Annotated in this window: 10 protein-coding genes; 5 read left to right on the top strand and 5 right to left on the bottom strand. The window is 59.7% G+C overall.

What is annotated here, in order from left to right; genetic code table 11:
* Window positions 1-55 precede the first annotated feature (55 nt).
* The 4 genes from GS636_RS16480 to GS636_RS16465 are packed head-to-tail and all read left to right on the top strand — an operon-like array spanning window position 56 to window position 6,733.
* Window positions 56-1,063 (top strand): MoxR family ATPase, encoded by a 1,008-nt coding sequence (locus tag GS636_RS16480; protein WP_171670768.1) that lies wholly within the window; start codon window positions 56-58, stop codon window positions 1,061-1,063.
* Entirely contained in the window at window positions 1,060-1,935 is an 876-nt protein-coding gene (locus GS636_RS16475) for a DUF58 domain-containing protein (protein ID WP_171670765.1), read from the top strand. The genes GS636_RS16480 and GS636_RS16475 overlap by 4 nt, the downstream gene beginning before the upstream one ends.
* Window positions 1,932-4,694: a DUF4159 domain-containing protein gene (locus GS636_RS16470; RefSeq protein WP_171670763.1), complete on the top strand. Its 2,763-nt coding sequence runs from the start codon at window positions 1,932-1,934 to the stop codon at window positions 4,692-4,694. Before GS636_RS16475 ends, GS636_RS16470 begins: the two co-directional genes overlap by 4 nt.
* A complete protein-coding gene (locus tag GS636_RS16465; protein WP_171670760.1) occupies window positions 4,691-6,733 on the top strand; it encodes a hypothetical protein in 2,043 nt (680 codons plus the stop codon). Before GS636_RS16470 ends, GS636_RS16465 begins: the two co-directional genes overlap by 4 nt.
* Here the strand turns inward: GS636_RS16465 and pbpC are convergent.
* Both pbpC and GS636_RS16455 read right to left on the bottom strand, forming a co-directional pair.
* On the bottom strand, window positions 6,730-8,766 hold the full coding sequence (gene pbpC / locus GS636_RS16460; protein ID WP_171670758.1) for a penicillin-binding protein 1C: 2,037 nt from the start codon (window positions 8,764-8,766) through the stop codon (window positions 6,730-6,732). The genes GS636_RS16465 and pbpC overlap by 4 nt on opposite strands.
* A 36-nt stretch (window positions 8,767-8,802) precedes the next feature.
* The gene (locus tag GS636_RS16455) at window positions 8,803-14,229 is read right to left on the bottom strand and encodes an alpha-2-macroglobulin family protein (RefSeq protein WP_171670755.1); all 5,427 of its coding nucleotides are present in this window, start codon (window positions 14,227-14,229) and stop codon (window positions 8,803-8,805) included.
* 116 nt (window positions 14,230-14,345) lie between these two features.
* Between GS636_RS16455 and GS636_RS16450 the strand changes: the two genes are divergently transcribed.
* Window positions 14,346-16,604 (top strand): response regulator, encoded by a 2,259-nt coding sequence (locus tag GS636_RS16450; protein WP_171670753.1) that lies wholly within the window; start codon window positions 14,346-14,348, stop codon window positions 16,602-16,604.
* An 84-nt stretch (window positions 16,605-16,688) separates the two neighbouring features.
* On the opposite strand, the gene yaaA is transcribed toward GS636_RS16450, so the two are convergent.
* The 3 genes from yaaA to GS636_RS16435 form a co-directional block, all read right to left on the bottom strand.
* On the bottom strand, window positions 16,689-17,459 hold the full coding sequence (gene yaaA, locus GS636_RS16445) for a peroxide stress protein YaaA (protein ID WP_171670750.1): 771 nt from the start codon (window positions 17,457-17,459) through the stop codon (window positions 16,689-16,691).
* A 133-nt stretch (window positions 17,460-17,592) separates the two neighbouring features.
* A complete protein-coding gene (recQ, locus tag GS636_RS16440) occupies window positions 17,593-19,632 on the bottom strand; it encodes a DNA helicase RecQ (RefSeq protein WP_171670748.1) in 2,040 nt (679 codons plus the stop codon).
* 78 nt (window positions 19,633-19,710) lie between these two features.
* A complete protein-coding gene (locus GS636_RS16435; RefSeq protein WP_171093104.1) occupies window positions 19,711-19,998 on the bottom strand; it encodes a YggT family protein in 288 nt (95 codons plus the stop codon).
* Window positions 19,999-20,111: the final 113 nt, after the last annotated feature.

Below are 20,111 nucleotides of genomic sequence, written 5' to 3'. Positions count from 1 at the left end.
CATTTCCTCTTAGCGCGATACACTTCAATCATATTAGTCCACGGAAGGGAAAGTCATGACCGAACCTGCCGACCTCGTAGCCGAGATCGAAGCGCTGGAAAACAAGCTGCAAGAGGCCAAGGCCTCGATCACCCGCCGCTTCATCGGGCAGGAAAGGGTCGTGGATCTGACTCTGACCGCGCTGTTGTGCGGTGGTCATGCCCTGCTGATCGGTTTGCCGGGCCTTGGTAAAACGCGACTGGTCGAGACGCTGTCAACGGTGATGGGTTTGCACGGCAACCGCATTCAATTCACACCCGACCTGATGCCCGCAGATATTCTTGGCTCCGAGGTTCTGGATACCGCCGATGACGGATCACGACATTTCCGCTTTATCTCTGGCCCAATCTTCTGCCAGTTGTTGATGGCGGATGAGATCAACCGCGCCAGCCCGCGAACGCAGTCGGCTTTGCTGCAAGCGATGCAGGAACGCACGGTGACAGTGGCGGGTGAAGATCGTTCGCTGGGAACGCCCTTCCACGTATTGGCCACGCAAAACCCGATCGAACAGGAAGGCACCTATCCGCTGCCCGAGGCGCAGCTGGACCGTTTTCTGGTTCAAATCGACGTCGAATACCCGGATCGGCAGACCGAGCGCGATATTCTGCTGGCCACAACCGGTGTGGAAGAGGAAGAGGCGCATCAGATTTTCAGCAAAGAAGACCTGTTGGCGGCCCAAGTCCTGCTGCGCCGGATGCCAGTGGGTGAATCGGTGGTTGAACTGATCCTTGATCTGGTTCGCGCGTTCCGCCCTGAGGAAGCAGGCGTGTCCGAACGCGTTTCGGAAACCGTGGCCTGGGGCCCCGGCCCCCGCGCGGCGCAGGCGCTGATGATGACGGTGCGGGCACGTGCGATGTTGCAGGGGCGGTTGGCTCCGAATGCCGAGGATGTTCTGGACATGGCGCGCCCGGTGCTCAGCCACCGGATGGCGTTGAACTTTGCGGCGCGGGCGCGCGGTGACAGCCTTGCCGAGCTGATTGACTCGACGGCTGCCGGTCTGATCCGCACCGAGGCCGCGGCGTGAATGCGGCGCTGACCCTTCGCGAAAGATCCGAGGCCGAGGCGTCCCGGCTGCCGCCCCTTTTGGCGCGGGCCGAGCATTTGGCCGGAACCGTCCTGTTGGGCGATCACGGGCGGCGGCGTTCGGGTATGGGCGACGATTTCTGGCAATACCGCCCCGCGCAAATCGGGGACAGCCGCCGGATGATCGACCATCGCCGCTCGGCGCGCGGGGATCAGCAGTTTGTGCGCGAGCGCGAATGGCAGATCGCGCAATCGGTGATGCTCTGGGTCGATCAAGGCGCGTCGATGCGGTTTTCGTCTGACAAATCGCTGCCAACAAAGGTGGATCGCGCCCGGTTGTTGGGCCTGGCAACTTCGATCCTGCTGGTACGCGGCGGAGAACGTGTCGGCCTGACCGGAACAACCCTGCCGCCCCGGCGCGGCAACGCGCAGATCATCCGTTTGGCGCAAGCCTGGTCTGAAGATGATCAAACGGATTACGCCCCGCCTGAACACCGTGCCATGATCCCCCATGCCCGCGCCGTGTTCATCTCGGATTTCCTTGGTCCCATGGATGAGGTTGAATTGGCCCTGACCAAAGCAGCTGACCGCGGCGTGCGCGGTGTGGTGTTGCAAGTGCTTGATCCAGGCGAAGAGACATTTCCGTATCGGGGCCGGACGATATTCGAAAGCGTCGGAGGGTCTGTCCGGCACGAAACCCTAAAAGCGGCTGAGTTGCGAGACCGCTATTTGGAACGTCTTGCACGCCGCAAGGATGCCCTGACGCAGTTGTGCCGTGCAACCGGCTGGCAACTGGGCTTGCACCATACGGGTGATAGTGCACAAACGGCTCTATTGTGGCTCTATCGAGCTTTGGATGGGGGCACACGATGACGGTTCTTGCGGGCATAGGCTTTACCGCGCCATGGGTTTTGCTGGGTCTTTTGACTCTGCCGATCCTGTGGCTGATCCTGCGCGCCGTACCGCCCGCACCGATCCGCCGGATGTTCCCGGCTGTTACGCTGTTGTTGGGGCTGAAGGATGACGAAAGTGTTTCGGATCGTACCCCATGGTGGTTGCTGCTGCTGCGGATGTTGGCGGCTGCGGCCATTATCATCGGTCTGGCCGGACCGGTTCTGAACCCATCGCGGGATGAGACCGGCACCGGTCCGCTGTTGCTGGTTCTGGATGCCAGTTGGGCCGGTGCCACGCGCTGGTCGGCCACGCTGGACCAGATAGACACTCAACTGTCCGAAGCCGGACGTGCAGGACGAACTGTTGCGATTCTGCGCCTGACAGAGCCGGAAGAACCCGTTTTTCAAGCGGCCGAGGCCTGGCGCGGGCGCCTTCCGGGGCTGGCCCCAAACCCTTGGCAACCGACCGCAGATCAGCTTTCGCAAACCATCGCGGCACTGGACGAGGTTGAGAGCGGCTTTGAAACGCATTGGTTCAGCGACAGGTTGGACTATGCCCAACATGCAGGGTTGGTTTCTGCCCTGCAGGCGCGTGGTGATGTGACGGTCTATCAGGGGGCATCCAGGCCCATTGCGATCCTGCCGGCAGCCTATCAGGACGGGCTGATCCAATTGACGGTTCAACGCGCGGGTCCCGGCCCGGAAGAGCGGGTGACGGTTCTGGCACAGGGGCGCGATCCGGCAGGCACGGCGCGGGTGCTGCATTCGGTCGACCTGACCTTTGAAGCCGGGGAAACCACGGCGCAGATCGAACTGGCACTGCCGTCGGAATTGCGCGCTCGGATCACGCGCTTTGAAATTCAGGGCCAAAGATCAGCCGGGGCCGTGACCCTGACAGATGACAGCTTGCGTCGGCGTGAGGTTGCGCTGATTGCCGGCACCCTGAACCGCGAAGGGCTGGAGCTACTGTCGCCCCTGCATTACCTGACACAGGTTTTGATCCCCACGGCAGATTTTGTCGATGGGGGTTTGCTTGAGGTTCTGCCTGCGAACCCGGACGTGATTGTCCTGTCGGATGTCGCGCAAATGTCGGATACCGAAGAGGCCGGTCTGATCGAATGGGTCGAACAGGGTGGCCTGCTGCTGCGGTTTGCCGGTCCGCGCATGGCAGCCAGCGATTTGGGGCGGGACACCGAAGACACACTGCTGCCCGCACGTCTGCGCAGCGGAGGACGATCTGTCGGTGGCGCGATGAGCTGGGGTGAGGCCAAGACCCTGGCCCCGTTCCCCGAAAATTCACCATTCTATGGTTTGGACATCCCAGATGATGTGGTCGTCTCGACCCAGGTCATGGCTCAACCAGACCCTAATCTGGCGGATCGCGTGATTGCGTCTCTCTCTGATGGAACGCCATTGGTAACGCGCAAGGCGTTGGGATTGGGGCAGGTGGTGCTGTTCCACGTGACCGCAGATGCGGAATGGTCCAGCCTGCCGCTGTCGGGTCTTTTTGTCGAAATGCTGGATCGTCTGGCCGTGGCTTCGGCTGCGAAATCCAGGCAAGAGGCGCAGCTGCAGGGCACCACGTGGGAGCCGGTGCAGATCATGGACGGTTTTGGAGCATTGTCTGACGCAGGCACGCTGGTTGGTGTGGACGGGGTGCAGTTGATTTCAGGTCAGATCGGGCCGGATTTACGTCCGGGCCTGTATGAAAGCGGCAAGCAGAAACTGGCGCTGAATGTTGTTTCCGAGGATACTGAACTTCGCCCGTTGGTCTGGCCAGCCAATGTGCCGATCAAAGGGCAAGAGGCCAGCACCGAAACGCCGCTGTCAGGTCTGCTGCTTAGCCTTGCCCTGATCTTGCTTACAATCGACGTGATCGCCTCTTTGGCCCTGTCCGGCCGGTTGGGAATGACGCGCGTGGCTGCCGGGGTTCTGGCGGCGTTTCTGCTGGTGCCCGAGGTTCAGGCGCAGACGCCGGAAGACACCGAGTTCGCCTTGGCGGCGACGCATGAATTGGTTCTGGCACATGTGCTAACCGGCGACGCACAGGTGGACGATATTGCGCAGGCAGGGTTGCGGGGATTGGCACAAACCTTGTTCTATCGCACTTCGGTGGAACCCGCTGAACCAATCGGCGTCGATCTGGAACGCGATGAGCTGGCATTCTTTCCGCTGCTGTACTGGCCGATTTCCCCTAGCCAGCCTCAACCTTCTGCTGAAGCTTATGCGAAACTGAACGCCTATCTGCGCTCGGGTGGGATGATCCTGTTTGACACGCGTGATGCGGACATCGCTGGTTTCGGCGCGTCCAGCCCGAATGGCCGCAAGCTGCAGCAACTGGCTGCACCGCTGAATATCCCTGCATTAGAGCCGATTCCACGTGATCACGTTCTGACCAGAACGTTCTATCTGTTGCAGGATTTCCCGGGCCGTTACTCTGGCACAGAAGTCTGGGTGGAAGCTGCGCCACTGGATGCGGAACAGATCGAAGGGATGCCGTTCCGCAACCTCAATGACAACGTGACCCCGGTCGTCATCGGTGGGAATGACTGGGCCGGGGCCTGGGCAGTGGATCGCAACGGGCAGGCTCTGCTGCCTGTCGGGCGCGGTTACGCCGGAGAACGGCAGCGAGAACTGGCCAATCGTTTTGGCGTCAATCTGGTGATGCACGTGCTGACCGGGAATTACAAATCCGATCAGGTCCACGTGCCCGCCCTTCTGGACAGGCTAGGACAATGACCGGAACCGTCATATTCGACCCACTGATCCCATGGCCCATTCTGGCCGCTGTGGGTGCGATCGCCGTGGCGGGGGTTGTGTTGGCCCTGTGGCGTGGCCTGTCGGGCTGGGCGCTACGTGGGTTGGCGGCTCTGGTGGTTCTGGCGGCTCTGTCCGGTCCGGTTTATCAGATCGAAGATCGCGCACCGCTGACAGATATTGTCCTGATGGTCGAGGATGAAAGCGCCAGCCAGACGCTTTCGGACAGGGCGGAACAAACCGCACAGGCTGCCGAGGAACTCGCCGCCGAGATTGAGGGGCGCAACAACACGGAACTGCGCCGCATTCAGGTTGGCGACGGGGACGGGGATGAAGGCACGCAGGTTATGGCCGCCCTGAATGAGGCGTTGGCCGAAGAACCCCGTGCCCGGATCGCTGGTATCCTGGTGGTGTCGGACGGGATTGTGCACGATGTCGATCAGGCCCCGGATCTGCCCGCACCGATGCACCTTCTGCAAACCGGGCGTGAAAGTGACTGGGATCGCAGGCTTATCGTCCGCAATGCGCCGGCCTTTGCCATTATTGGCGAGCCGGTCACATTGACCCTTCGGGTGGAAGACAGTGGTGCTGCACCTGCGGGCGCGGCGACTGCGCCACTAGAGATTTCGGTCGATGGCGGCGCACCCGAGCAGTTCAGTGTTCCCATTGGTCGTGATGTAGAACTGCCCATCACGCTGCCCCATGGCGGGCGCAACGTGATCCAATTTTCTGTGCCGCAGGCCGACGGTGAATTGACCGACCGAAACAACACTGCCCTGATCCAGATGAATGGCGTTCGGGATCGTCTGCGCGTTCTACTGGTCTCGGGGGAGCCGCATCCCGGTGGACGCACATGGCGCAACCTGTTGAAATCCGACAGCTCGGTCGATTTGGTACATTTCACAATTCTGCGCCCCCCTGAGAAACAGGATGGTGTGCCTGTTGATGAGCTGTCCCTTATCGCCTTTCCCACGCGTGAGCTGTTTCTGGAAAAGATCAACGATTTCGATCTGATAATCTTTGACCGTTACAAGCGGCGCGGCATCCTGCCAGCGATCTATCTGGACAACGTTACCAGTTACATCAATGACGGGGGCGCGGTTCTAATTGCGGCAGGTCCCGATTTCGCCAGTGCCGACAGTATCTTCCGATCTCCCCTGGCACCGATCTTGCCGGCGCAGCCTTCGGCACGAGTGTTCGAAGAACGGTATGTGCCAATGGTCAGCGACTTGGGGCAACGTCATCCGGTGACAACCAATCTGGGCGATTCCGAGGATTGGGGGGCGTGGTTGCGTCAGATCGACGTGAACCACCGCTCGGGCGAGATTCTGATGACAGGCATCGACGAACGCCCGCTGCTGGTTCTGGATCGCGTTGGCGAGGGGCGCGTTGCGATGCTGGCCTCCGACCACGCTTGGCTGTGGAGCCGCGGTTTTGAAGGCGGCGGCCCGCAGTTGGAGCTGCTGCGCAGGCTCGCCCATTGGATGATGAAAGAACCCGAACTGGAGGAAGAAGCGCTGTGGGCTGAAGCCAACGGGCAATCGATGCGCATCATTCGCCAGACGCTTGAAGACGAGGTTGGGCCAGTGACGGTGACGCGCCCGAATGGCGAGACTTTGGAAATCACCTTGGAAGAAGTTTCTCCCGGTCGGTTCGAAGCACAATACTATGGGCCAGAGATCGGTCTTTACCGGTTGCAGGAAGGCGACCATATGGCCGTGATTGGCCTTGGCCCTGCTGCACCGAAGGAGTTTGAGCGTACCATCGCAACCGGCGATGTTCTGGAACCGATCTTGGCCAATATGCGGGGTGGCGTGATCCGTTTGGAAGACGGTTTGCCATCCATCCGCGACGTGCGCGCAGGGCGTCCTGCGGCTGGCCGGGGGTGGATCGGTCTGACCCCACGAAATGCGTATGAAACACGGGATGTTACGCAGGCGGGTCTGTTGCCGCCCTGGCTGGTTCTGCTACTGGCAGGAGGGTTCCTGCTGGGCGGTTGGCTGCGCGAGGGTCGGCGCTAATCAATCCTGATTGCGGCCCGGTCCGATTGGCCCTGCGAATCCACCACAACAAGCGAGGTGAAACCGGCCCCCGGGTTGGGGATCTCGAACTCTCGCTGCCGCTGTCCGGTCAGCACAGACACACCATCCGCCAGCACTGAAAACGGCGCGACACCCCCGCGCAGTTTGACCGTTAGGGGTGCTCCAAATGTCTCTAACACGGCGTTTTCAGGCGGGAACAGCAGGTCCGGCGCGGAAGGATCATTTTCGAAAGCCGCTGTGCGGGGGCGGAAACGTTGCAAGGGTTGGGGCAATTGTGCAGCGCCCACCAACAAGGTCGAGGGCGGCGGCGGACGCAGCGGGGAAAGCGCGGGTTTCATCAGGCTGAAGGCTTCGGCCAGAAGCGGTGCGGCGAGGTCGCCTCCGAACGCGCCGGGAACTGGCGTTCCGTCCGCACGACCCAGCCAGACCCCAATGACGTGCTGCCCGTCAAAGCCGATGGCCCATGCATCGCGGTGGCCATAGGATGTGCCGGTTTTGTAGGCCAGCGCCCCTGTCGCGCCGCCTGCTGGGGGTGAAAGCCCGGCCAGAATGTCGGCAACCTGCCAGGCGGAGGTTTCTGACAGAGCGCGCGGAGTTTGCTGCGTATCCACCAGAGCCTCATGATGCAGGATCGGGCCTTGCCCACCGGCTGCAAGAGTGGCGTAAATCTGTACCAGATCGCGCAGGCTCAACCCCACACCGCCCAATGAGATCGCCAATCCGGGCGTGCCGCCGTTCAGACGTGGTTCTGATCCAGCCAAGCGCAGCGCCGTCATCACGCGCGCAGGTCCCAAAGCGTTTGTCAGACGTACGACTGGGATGTTCAGCGACAATTGCAGAGCGTCCCGAACCCTCACATCGCCCCGAAATGCGCCATCAAAATTGCGCGGGGCGTATCGACCGAACATTACGGGGCTGTCGCTGATCAGGGTCTCGGGGTGGGCCAGTCCCTGATCGAAGGCCAGCCCATAGACCAGTGGTTTCAAAGTTGATCCAGGCGACCGCAGCGCTTGGGTCATATCCACAAAGCCCTGTCGGGCATCCTGATACCCGGCGGACCCGACCGAGGCCAGAACCTCACCATTGCGGTGATCCGCGACGATCAGGGCCCCGGATACGCGCGGCCCGGCACGGGTGGCGGCTTGGGCCACCAAGCCCTCCAACCGGGCCTGCAACCGGGCGTTCAACGTCAAATCGACCGCGCCCGTTGCCGGGGTCAGACGTTTCACGCGGTCGGTCAGGTGCGGCGCCAGACGCGGGAAGGGTCGCATGTGGTCTGGAATGGTTTCTGCTATGGCCGCGCTGGTTTCAGCCGCAGTCAGGGTGCCATATCGCGCGAGCCTGCGCAGAACCCGGTCACGGGCTACTCGGGCTGTCTCAGGCTGACGATCTGGTCGTCGAGATTCCGGGGATTGCGGCAATGCGATTAACAGGGCCGCCTGTGCTGCGGTCAACCGTGTTGCGTCTTTTCCAAACCATGCACGGGTTCCGGCTCGGATACCTTCCAGATTGCCCCCATAGGGTGCGTGGGTCAGATAGAGGGTCAGGATTTGCCGTTTGTTTAACCGCTGCTCCAGGGCCAATGCGACTCTGATCTGGCGGATTTTTCCGCTCCAGCGCCCGGTCGAGCCATCTTCGATCAGTCGTGCGACCTGCATGGTCAGAGTGGACCCACCGGACACCGTGCGCCCATTCCAAAGGCTTTGCCCCACAGCGCGAAGCATCGCAACTGGGTCCACTCCGGCATGTGTCCAGAACCGTTTGTCTTCGTACCGGACGAGCATTGCGGTGAAATTCGGATCGACCGCGTCGGGTTTCAGTCTCCAAATCCCATCTTCAACGGGAAACGCACGCAAAAGGTCGCCGTTCCGGTCCCGCATCTCGACCGATGTTTCGGCCAAAACAGGGGAAAGAACTGTGGCATCGACCCAGCGGTGCAGACCGTCCCGTGCCAGTGCCGTCAGATAGAGGGCACCGGCCAGGACAAACAAAAGCCGCGACGGCCTATGCATCACAGCCACCCGGGCAGTCATATAGCGCGGTGCAAATCACTGAACCTCGATCCGGCCAGTCGCAGTACGCGCGCGGTTTTGCGGGCGGTACATATCCTCGACCGAGGCCGCAGGATGATGGAAGACACCCGGCGTAACAGCGCGCGCCACGTAGGCCAGCGTCACTGTTTCTCGCCCGGACAGATCAACAGCGGCCAGGAATCGGTCCGAGCGGAACTCGGTATGGGTGGCATCGGACAGATCCAGCCAGTCAAGCGACCGCACATCGCCTGAACGCAACAGGCTGGGGTTGTCGATTTCGATCCCGGCGGCAAGTGGATCATCGACCATCAGCCGCGCCCCGCCGCTTTCGAACGGGGTCACTGTCAGAACCGTGACAAACCTTTCGCCGGTTTCAAAGCTGTTGGCGTCAATCGGATCGCCATCCATCGAGTAATATTGCCGTTCGATCGCATAACCAGTGCCGCCCGCCTCTGGCGGAACCTCAGGGATCCCGGTGACTGTCAGGGTGATGTCCGTCGCCTGACCGTCACTTGCCGTGATGTTGACCTCATCCGCCTGACCAGATTGCAGAACCTGCACAAACGGACCAGACACCTGAGAGCCGTTGACGCTCAAGCCCGATCCAGTTGGATCAGACACCAGCGCATGGGCGGCCAACAGGGACCACGTTGCCTCTTGCGTGGACAATGGGGCGCGACCGGCGCTGACACGTTGGATCAGTGCGTCGCGATTGACGGCCTCGCTGCCCGCGCCCACGGCAAGGGTCAACAGACCCGCCGCATCCCGAAGGTGCGTGCCATAATCCGCGCGCCAGTAATTTTCCTGCTCATCGGGGACCTGTTCCAACATGCGAGCGGCACGGTTGAACATCGCATCCGCCCGGGTCTGATCGCCATAAGATGCCAGCGCTGCGCCCAATTGTGCAGCTGCCAATGGGGTGTCGAACGCATCCCCTTTGACATCTGCATAGTAACGCAGATCACCCATCGAAGCTGCGCCTTCTCGTGCCAGAACCATCAGGGTATAAGCAATATCCTGACCGCCTTCGTCGAAGTCGGGCGCATAGTTGACCCTGTTTCGAAGGTTATCCATGGCCTGGGCAAAGGCGCGATCCGGCACTGGGTATCCCTGAGCGCGCGCACGGGACAGGAAGTCTGTCACGTAAGCGTCCAACCAGAAATCTCCGCTGTCCGCGCGCCACAGGCCAAAGGCACCATTGGCAGCCTGACGGGTCAGGACGCTGCGAATGGACTCTGTGATGCGCCGATCCACCACCGGACCGTCCCCCAGCCCCGAGGCTTGCGCGACGGATGACAGATAAAGCAGCGGCAGGGCTTTGCTGGTGATCTGTTCCGTGCAGCCATAGGGGTAACGGTTCAACTGATCCAACAGACCGGGCGTGTCGAACTTTGCCAAAGCTCCGGCAGATAGGATGGCCTTGGCCGAACCGGGCTGGAACCCGTCAAATACGTCCTGCGAAAACAGGAAACTGTCGTCGGCCCCCAACGCGAAACGTCGTGTCTGTGCAATCACCGGATCGTTGGCACGTATGGGCATGCGCAGGGTTTGCGACAGGTCGCGACCGTCCGGTGTGGTGATCGAAACACTGATTTCGGGATCGCCAACAACGCTGGCTGTGACGGGGATGTCAAAGATCGCCTTGCCACCGTTTTCCAACACAAAGCTGGTCGGTGCCGCGCCCAGCTCCAATCCACCGGAAGCCGTCAGACCAAGTGCCATCTCTCCGGGTGTGCCATCGGCCTGAACGATCTCAAGCCGCATTCGGCTTTGATCTCCGGGGGCAAGGAAGCGCGGCAGGCTGGCGGTGACGACCACCGGATCGCGGACGATCATATCGGTTTCGGCCTGCCCGACCGCTTTGGGTGACCACGCGACAGCCATCAATCGGACAGTGCCATTAAAGGCGGGCAGGGGGATGTCCACCTCAACCTCTCCGTCCGGGCCGACCTGAACCGGGCCGCTGAACACGGCCATCAAGTCTTGCGTCGGAGGCGGGGATTGGCGACGCAAGCCGTTGTCGGCGTCACCGCCGGAACGGACGGTGCCCATCGCTCCGGTCATGCCGTCGATCAGGCGCCCGTAAACGTCGCGTAGATCCACGCCAAGACGGCGTTGCCCAAAGTAATATTCCTGCGGATCCGGGCTTTCGAATCCAGTCAGGTTCAGAATGCCCACATCCACTGCAGCCAGTGTCAGCCAGACAGGGTCATTCTCTGAGGCGTTCTCGACCCTAACACGGGCCTTTTGCGTTTGCCGTGGAGATGTGACCTCGGGCACATCAATTGCGACGTCCAGCTTGCGATCTGCTGGATCGATGGCGGCATGTGCTACACCCATCGCACGCGCCGGGTTTTGACCTGCTGCGACGTTTATCGGACGGATGACCGTGGCGGTGACATACGCCCCCGAGCCCCAATCTTCGGTCACTTCGATCGGGATCACGGTTTCACCTTCCGGCACGTCCACCATCTGGCGATGGATCAGCCGGTTCGACAGGACTTCGATCTGGGCAACGCCCGCCATGCGTGGGACGATCCGCAACTGCGCAGTATCACCTGCGCGATAGGTGTCACGGTCCAGCGACATCTCAAGCCGGTCCGGTGTAGTTGACGCATCCGCGGCCTGATACCAGCCTGCATAGAAATCGACGGCGGTTTCGGCATATGTGCCGTCGACGCGCTGGACGACCAGTTCATAACGGCCCCAATCCACGGGCTGCGCCAGAGTCAAAGGATCGGTAGAGATGTCCACTTCGCCGGTGGCAATGCGCGTGCGGCGGGTTGTCGGTTCCCAATTCCAGTTGCCGTACAGCTGATACCACTGATACCGCGTCTCGACCCGGTTCAGAGTCCAGCGCAGGCGCATAGGGCTGGGCGTTAGATCAGGAGCGAGGGCGACGATCTGAAACGCAGCTTCGGTACCTTCGGGAACAACCTCTTCGAACAAAGTTTTGACACCGATCACCGGCTGCGGTGGCAGGACCGGGGTAGACAGGCGACGTTCAACCGGACGGCCAGAGCCATCGGTCAATCGTGCGATGATTTCAGCCTCAATTGGCTTTCCTTCAGTCTCTAACACTGGAATTTCGACGGCTACGGTGGCCTGTCCCGCCGCATCCGTGCGCGTGTTTCCGAAATACGTGCTTTTGATCACGGCCTCAGCATCGTAGCGGCCAAAGCGGTAACCTTCGTACCCCGGAACGGTATCCGCGGCGCGCGCGATGACCTGTCCGTCAATGCTCAGGTCAGATCCCGGCGCACCAAAAAGATAGCGCGCATCTATGGAAAGCGGTGGGCTGTCGCCGGGCCGCAAGGGCGCGTCGGGTAGGGACAGATCGAAATCGATACGTTCAGGCAGAAAGTCCTCGACCAGTACCGTCTGACGCGCCAGCGCATCGCCTTTGGGATCAGATTTAATCTCAATCTTCCATGCCCCGCGCGGTACGTCGACGGCGACAGGCAGAGCAAAGACATGCCCCCCGGCAACGCCCCCGTCTGAGACAGATCGGCGGTATTCAACCCCGTCCGGGCGATACAGGATCGCGGTGAGGGGCAGCCCTTCGATTGCCTGTGCTTCACCATCTCGGGACAGCGCTGTGACATGGATGACCTCTCCGGCACGATAGGCACCCCGGTCCGTGGTCAGGAAGACATCAACCGGCCCCGCAGGCGCGCGGCCTTCGACGCCACGATCCGACAGGTCAAAGGCGGGATCGGTGAGGGACAAAAAGCTGAAATCGCGGTCCCCGGCAGAGGCCATCACCAAGGCAGGCGCACTGGCCCCTTTTCCGCGGATCAGGCCGGGATCGAAGGTGGCATAGCCGGTTTCGTCGGTCCGCGCGGTTGCAATGACCGCGTTTGCATTAGTGACCAGCGAAACCTCGACATCCTGACGCGGTGCCGCATCGCTGAGACTGCGCACCGTCACATGAAGCCCATCCGTACCAAGTGCGGTGCTGATCCCCAGATCAGACAACACAAACCACTGCGTCGCGCCGGGGTCGTCATAAGGATCAGCCCCCGGAACACGGGCTGTCAGCGCATAGATGCCTGCAGACTGGCCAGCGATGGCCTCTGCCATAGGAAGGCGCGCTGTCATGGTTTGGTTCAACTGATTGGATACCTCGGCAGTGCCGGTCCAGATATCCTCGGCAATCTGGTCCGAGAATTCCTCTTCCTGCCATTCGCTGAGCGGACGGCCAAAGAAGTCCTGTTGCACCGCGCGCAACAGGTTCCGGTCGCTGACCCGCCGCAGGATCAGATCCAGCTCGGTGACGTTGACCGTTTCGATCGGCAAAGCCGCATCCGCAGATTTCGGAAGAACATAGCTGCGTCCGGGAAACCGAACCGACGGTGTGCGGTCGCGTACATAGTGGGTCAGCTCAACGTTGCGATTCAATGCTTCACCCGAAGCGGCAGGCAAACCTTGGCGTAAAGTCAGGCGATAGCGCTGGCCATGCGCAACCCCATCTACGCAAAGCTGCTTTTCGTCGACCTGAACAACCAAGCCGGTGTCATTGCGCTGCACAAAGGGATCGTAGTCAACACCGGCCTTGACCAGTGGCTCCGAAAACTCAACACAGATCCGGGGCGCGACCGCATCGCTCTCAACCGAGGTATCGACCACTCGGAACCCGTATTTCCCGATTGCATCATCAAGCGCGGCCAGTACGTCCTCACGCGGCTGAAGCTGTTCGGCCAGCCGAAGAACGGGGATCATGTCGCGGCCACGGTCCACATCTTCCAGAGCGTTGGCCAAAGTCATCAAGGCCGTGATTTGTGATCCGGTGGCCTCGGACCGCAAGTAACCATTGATCGCGGCATTCAGTGCACGGTTTCGAAGATCGCGCCGCTCGTTCCAGCCTGAGGGATTAATGGTCAGCAACAGGCGCGCGTATTCCACCCAAAGATCCGGTGCATCGCTGAGAGACACGGCAACACCGGTCCATTGCATCGCTTGTGTCGCACTGCCCGCGCTATTCGCTGCGTCCAACACAGTTTGCAGGTCGTAACCGCCGGCAGGATGCAGGAATCCCAGGTTGCGCGCCTGATCTGTCGCCCGATTCAAATCAGCAGAACCCAGCACGCTCAACGCCGCCGCACGGGTTTTGCCCAATATCAGAGCCTGTTCCGAGGTCGTTACCTTTTGCGCGGAAAGCGCACCCTGATACGCCTCTTGCCGGGTCACCCCGTCCTTGGGAAAGCAGGCATTGGATCGCGTGTTATAGGTGAAAGCTGTGCAGCGATCATTGGCCGAGCAAGCCCGAATGCATGATTTCAGATCTGTGTCAAACAGCGCATCCAGATCTGACCCATAAAAATCCGTATCCCGAGTGGTGATATAGCGGAAGTCAGGCACGGCGTTCTGCGCCAGAGCGGTGACGGGCAGGATCAAGAGTGAAAAGATATAAGTTATTGAAATAAAAACAAAGCGGTGCATGCTGCCCTCCTCTTTGTGCTCAGCCTTGCATGGCGCGCGCCGGTTGCGCAACGGCTTAAACAGTTTTTCATTCTCTGCCGCGATGCTGAAATCTGTACATCCCGGAACAGATCACGATGAGTCTTGCACAAAAACTGGCACAGGAACGGCGCGCGCGGCTGGCCGCCGAGCGTATGTTGTCGCTGAAACAGGCCGAGCTTTCGGCGGCCAACCGGAAACTCGGCCAGCATGCCATGGCCTTGACCAAACGTATCGGTGAAACACAGGCCGAGGTCGAAACCGTCCGGGATGAGAATGAAAAGGTCAAATCCGATCTGACCGTAGCTCATGCCAAGATCGAGGTGGCAGAACGTCGTCTATGGCACTCAATTCAGACCATCCAGGACGGTTTCGCTTTTTTTGACTGCGATGGTCGCCTGATCGGGGCCAACACCGCTTATCTAAGTGTTTTCGATGGTTTGGATGAGGTGGTGCCCGGGATAACTTATCCTCGAATTCTTGAATTGCTGACAACCGAAGGCATTGTTGACATTGGGGATGAAACCGCTGACGCGTGGCGCGCCAAGATGCAAATGCGTTGGAAGCGTGCCAATCCGCCACCGATCGTGTTGCAACTGTGGAATGGGCAATACATTCGTCTGATCGACCAACGGGGAAGCGGCGGCGACGTTGTCAGCCTTGCGCTTAACATCACGGCTTCGGTGCGACATGAGACCGAACTGACAGCAGCGCGTGAACGGGCGGAGGCGGCCAACCGCGCCAAATCCGCGTTCTTGGCTAACATGAGCCACGAAATCCGCACTCCGATGAACGGCATCGTCGGGATGAGCGAGTTGCTGGACGAAACCCCTTTGACAGAAGAACAGCGCTTGTACGTCAATACGATCAGAAACTCAGGTGAAGCCCTGCTTGTGATTATCAATGACGTTCTGGATTATTCGAAAATCGAAGCTGACAAACTTGTCCTGCACCCAGAGCACTTCGACCTAGAGCGCTGTATTCTAGAGGTTGCGATGCTGTTGCAGCCCAGCGTACGCGACAAGGGTCTGACATTGCTGGTAGATTATGATTTGTTCCTGCCCACTCTGTTCGTCGGTGATCCGGGCCGGATTCGGCAGGTTTTAACCAACTTGGTTGGCAATGCGGTCAAGTTCACGTCCGAAGGGCACGTTTTGATCCGTGTTACTGGTGTGCCTCATCCAGATGCACAAACCTGCGATATTCATGTAGCCATCGAAGACACAGGCATCGGAATCGAGCCTGAAAAAATCGGCCATATCTTTGGCGAGTTCAATCAAGTTGAAGACGAACGCAACCGCCAGTTCGAAGGTACGGGGCTGGGGTTGGCCATCACCAAACGCCTGATTTCCATGATGGGCGGCGCGGTCTGGGTCGAAAGTGAGATGGGGCAGGGGTCCTGTTTTGGGTTTCGCATATCGCTGCCCACCGCCGAAGGTCCGCAACCCGAACCTCCAGATCTGAAAGGTTGTGTGAAACACGTCATGGTGGTCGAAGATCTGGCCGTAAACCGGGCCATCCTTGCGAAGCAGCTTGGCCGCCTGGGTGCTGAAGTCACCGTTTGTGCTTCGGGGGGGGAAGCGCTGGCCAAAATAACTGATCGGGTTGAGCTGGTCTTGTGCGATCACGACCTGCCGGACATGGACGGGTTGGACCTTGCAACCTCGCTCAAAGACCGGGGCTGGGGGGATCTGCCTGTGATCGTGATGTCCGCAAATCCCGCTTTGATACACGCCCATCCGGCGCGCGACCTGGTGAGCGGCGTTTTGCAGAAACCAATCCCCCGGTCTGAACTCTATGGCAGGCTGATGGCTCTCAAAGCGTCTTCTACGGCTGATTGCTTGGCCAAACCGAAAATTTATGAGTCTAATAAGGACAAAACCAAAGAAACCAATACCCGTCACATGAAAATTCTCGCGGCGGAAGACAACCGTACCAATCAACTGATCCTGAAAAAGATGGTAAAGGATTTGAATATCGACCTGCGCTTTGCATCGCATGGCCTCGAAGCGGTTGAGATCTATCAGGAGTTCGAACCCGATCTGATATTCATGGATATCTCTATGCCAAAAATGGACGGGAAACAGGCCACCACGGAAATCCGAAGGCTCGAGGTTGAAACCGGCCGACACGTCCCCATTGTTGCCTTGACCGCTCACGCGATGGCAGGGGACGATGAGGGGATCCTATCTGCCGGGCTCGACCATTACCTGACCAAACCTCTGCACAAGACACTCATCCATCAAATGATCCTGCAACATCAACCAGACGACGTGACCCGCGTTGATGAAACCAATCCTGAAGAGATCAGCAGAGGTTGTAGTGACAACAAACAGGATCCTGCTTCATCTGGCTAAAAATACCTCGGGGAGCGCGAGGGGCTGGCCCCTCGCTTCCTTCCGGCCACGCAATCGTTGATCTTTGTTGTTTTACAGATGTTTTCAGGCCGCATAGGGTCTAACAAAGACCGGTTTGTCCTCTTCTGACAGGTCCGCACGGTAAGAGTAACCGCCGGTGTCAAACTCTAACAATGCTTTGGGATCAGTCAGGCGATGTTGGATGATGTACCGCGCCATCGCGCCGCGTGCTTTTTTAGCAAAGAAACTGACGATTTTCGGGGTGCCGTTCTTATCTTCCATGAACACCGGCGTGACGACACGCAGTTTCAGCGCATTTGGGTCAACCGCGCCAAAATATTCCTGGCTGGCGCAGTTGATCAGAACATCGCTGCCAATTTCCGTGCCTTGTGCATTCAGCGCTTTGCTGAGCTGGTCGCCCCAGTAGTCATAAAGATTCTTGCCGCGCCGGGTTTTCAGTTTGCTGCCCATCTCCAGCCGATAAGGCTGAATCGCATCCAGCGGTCGCAGCATGCCGTAAAGTCCCGAGAGGATGCGAAGGTGATCCTGGGCCCATGCCATTTCTTCCGCATCCAGCGATGCAGCCTCTAAACCTTGATAAGTATCGCCAGCAAAGGCCAGCGCTGCAGGGCGCGTGGCCTCGGCCTCGGGCGCGTCCACAAAGGCGCGATAGCGGTCGCGGTTCAGGCGTGCCAGATCGTCGCTCAGGCTCATCAGCTTTTTCAGGTCGCCAAGTGTCAGGTTCCGTGCGGTCTTTGACAGCCGGATTGCGTCATCCTGAAAGTCGGGCTGTGTGACCGCGACGTCCCGCTCTGCCCAATCCAGCCGCTTGGCCGGGGAAATCACTACCAGCATATCCGCCCTCTTTCCTTGCCTGATTTGGTGTATCTAGGTCGTTTTGCGTTTTACCAAAAGAACATTTGTCGAAAGGCGCGGTCGAACGTTGGGAGAGGCAGCGTCTTTTGACACGATTGGGGCGCAAAACGAACTAGCCCGCCTCACGCAGCACGTCCAGAAAGGCAGCGCCAAACCTTTCGTGACGGCGATCACCCAGCACTGTCTCGATCCCGCGCGGATCATCCGGCCGCATCTGCGCTACCTTCGCCAGTTGCGAGGCCGAGCAGGTCAATGGCTTATCTATCCCATCGGGGCCGCGCGATAACTGAGACTGTACTTCGAGCAAACGATCGTAAATCTCACCTTGGTCCCGCCCCGCCAGTTTGCGGCGGGCTGGGTGCACGGCCTCAACCGCGCCTGCGATGACTTCAAGGAAGGTGTGGCCATAGCGTTCCAGCTTTTTGGCACCAACACCGCCAACACGCGCCATGTCATCCAGTGTAGCGGGGCGTTTTTCAGCCATTTCGATCAAAGTGCGATCAGGGAAGATCACATAGGCTGGCACACGTGCGGATTCCGCCAAAGCGCGGCGTTTGGCCTTTAAGGCCGACAGTAACGGCGCGTCTTCCTCGGACACCATGGCTTTCACTGCGGGGCGGCGCGTGGCCTTTCGGATCGTGTCCTTGCGCAGGTTGATCTGCGCCTCGCCTTTCAGGATCGGCTTGGCAGCTTCGGTCATGCGCAATGCGCCGTGGCGTTCTGGATCTGGGCGGACCAGATCATGCCCCATCATCTGCCGGAAAATCGCTTGCCATTGAGGGCGCGACCAGTCTTTGCCGATGCCCCAAGTGGACAGATCGTCGTGACGACGCGCGCGTACTTTGTCGGTCTCGTTCCCCAGCAGAATATCGATCAGATGGCCCGCGCCGAACCATTCTTCGGTGCGCAGGATACAGGAAAGGGCCATGCGGACGGGGGTGGTCCCGTCGAAGACCTCGGGCGGCGTGTCGCACAAATCGCATTTGCCGCAAGGTTCGGCCTGTTCGCCGAAATAGCCCAGCAGAGTTTGACGGCGGCACACCAGCGCCTCGGCCAGACCCAGCAAAGCGTTCAGGCGGGCGTGGTCGGCCATGCGGCGCTCGGGCGGGGCCAACCCTTCGTCTATCTGCGACCGTCGCAGGCGGATATCGTCGGGGCCGAATAGGGTCAGTGTCTCGGCGGGGCCGCCATCGCGCCCAGCGCGGCCAATCTCCTGATAATAGGCTTCTATGGACTTGGGCAGATCAGCATGGGCGACCCAGCGGATATCGGGTTTGTCGATGCCCATACCAAAGGCAACGGTTGCCACAACGATCAGACCATCCTCGCGGGCGAAGCGGGCCTCGACGATGCGCCGGTCCTCGGGATCCATACCGCCGTGATAGTGGCAGGCGGTGTGGCCCTCGTCGCGCAAAGCCTTGGCCAGCACTTCGGTCTTGTTGCGGGTGCCGCAATAGACGATGCCGGATTGACCCTTACGGGCAGCGGCGAAATCGAGGATCTGTTTACGCGGCCCGTCCTTGGCAGCAAAAGCCAGATGGATGTTGGGCCGATCAAACCCACGCAGAAACTTGTGTGGTTCGATGCCGTCGAACAGTTTCTCGACAATCTCGTCTTGCGTCTCTGCATCCGCCGTGGCGGTGAAGGCAGCAATAGGAACGTTCAGCGCGCGCCGAAGTTCACCGATCCGCAGGTAATCCGGGCGGAAATCGTGGCCCCACTGGCTGACGCAATGCGCCTCGTCCACGGCAATCAGGCTGACATTGATCCGGCGCAGCATGCCTAACGCCGACCCGGCCGCCAGACGTTCCGGTGCCATGTAAAGTAGCTTGAGCCGTCCGGCCTCCAAAGCGTCCCACACCGCGTCGGTTTCTTCAGGCGTGTTGCCCGAGGTCAGCGCCCCGGCCTCGACCCCGGCCTCCTGCAACCCACGCACCTGATCACGCATTAGGGCGATCAGTGGCGATATCACTACGGTCACGCCATCTCGCAGCAGGGCGGGCAGCTGAAAACACAGAGATTTACCGCCCCCGGTCGGCATGATCGCAAGCACGTTTTCGCCAGCGGTCACGGCATCGACAATCTCTTCCTGCCCGGGGCGGAAGTCATCGAATCCAAAGACATCTCGCAGCAAGGGTGCGGAGTCGAACATCTGCGGGGTTGCCCTGTTTTAAGGTTTATCTGCTCTTAAGACAGGACAATCACATACTAAGATTCGGTGAACAAGAGGTCAGTAGAAGAACGCGGCATTGTTGGCGAGGATAATGCGAAGCGAAAACACACCGAGAAGCACAATCAGCGGTGCCAGATCCAATCCGCCCATAGGGGGCAAAAAGCGCCGAATTGGACCGTAGATCGGCTCTAATAAACGGTTCAGGCCGTACCAAATTTGCGCGACAAGTTGCTGGTGAAGGTTGAGCACCTGAAAGTTGATCAGCCAGCTCATGATGACGTGGGCGATGACTATGAACCAGACAACGCTCAGCAACATTTGCAAGATTTCGTATAGAGATTGCATGGGCACTCCGTTCTTTCACCGAAAAGAGACCTAAGCGCCCTCGTTGCAAAGAGCAAGTCTGCGCCAACTCAAAGCTTGCGAATTGAACCAAACCCCCGTCTTATAAACATAAC

The organism is Ruegeria sp. HKCCD4884 (genome assembly GCF_013110855.1).
In the GTDB taxonomy this organism is placed as follows: Bacteria; Pseudomonadota; Alphaproteobacteria; order Rhodobacterales; family Rhodobacteraceae; genus Ruegeria.
This window is presented reverse-complemented; position numbering and strand designations above follow the sequence as displayed.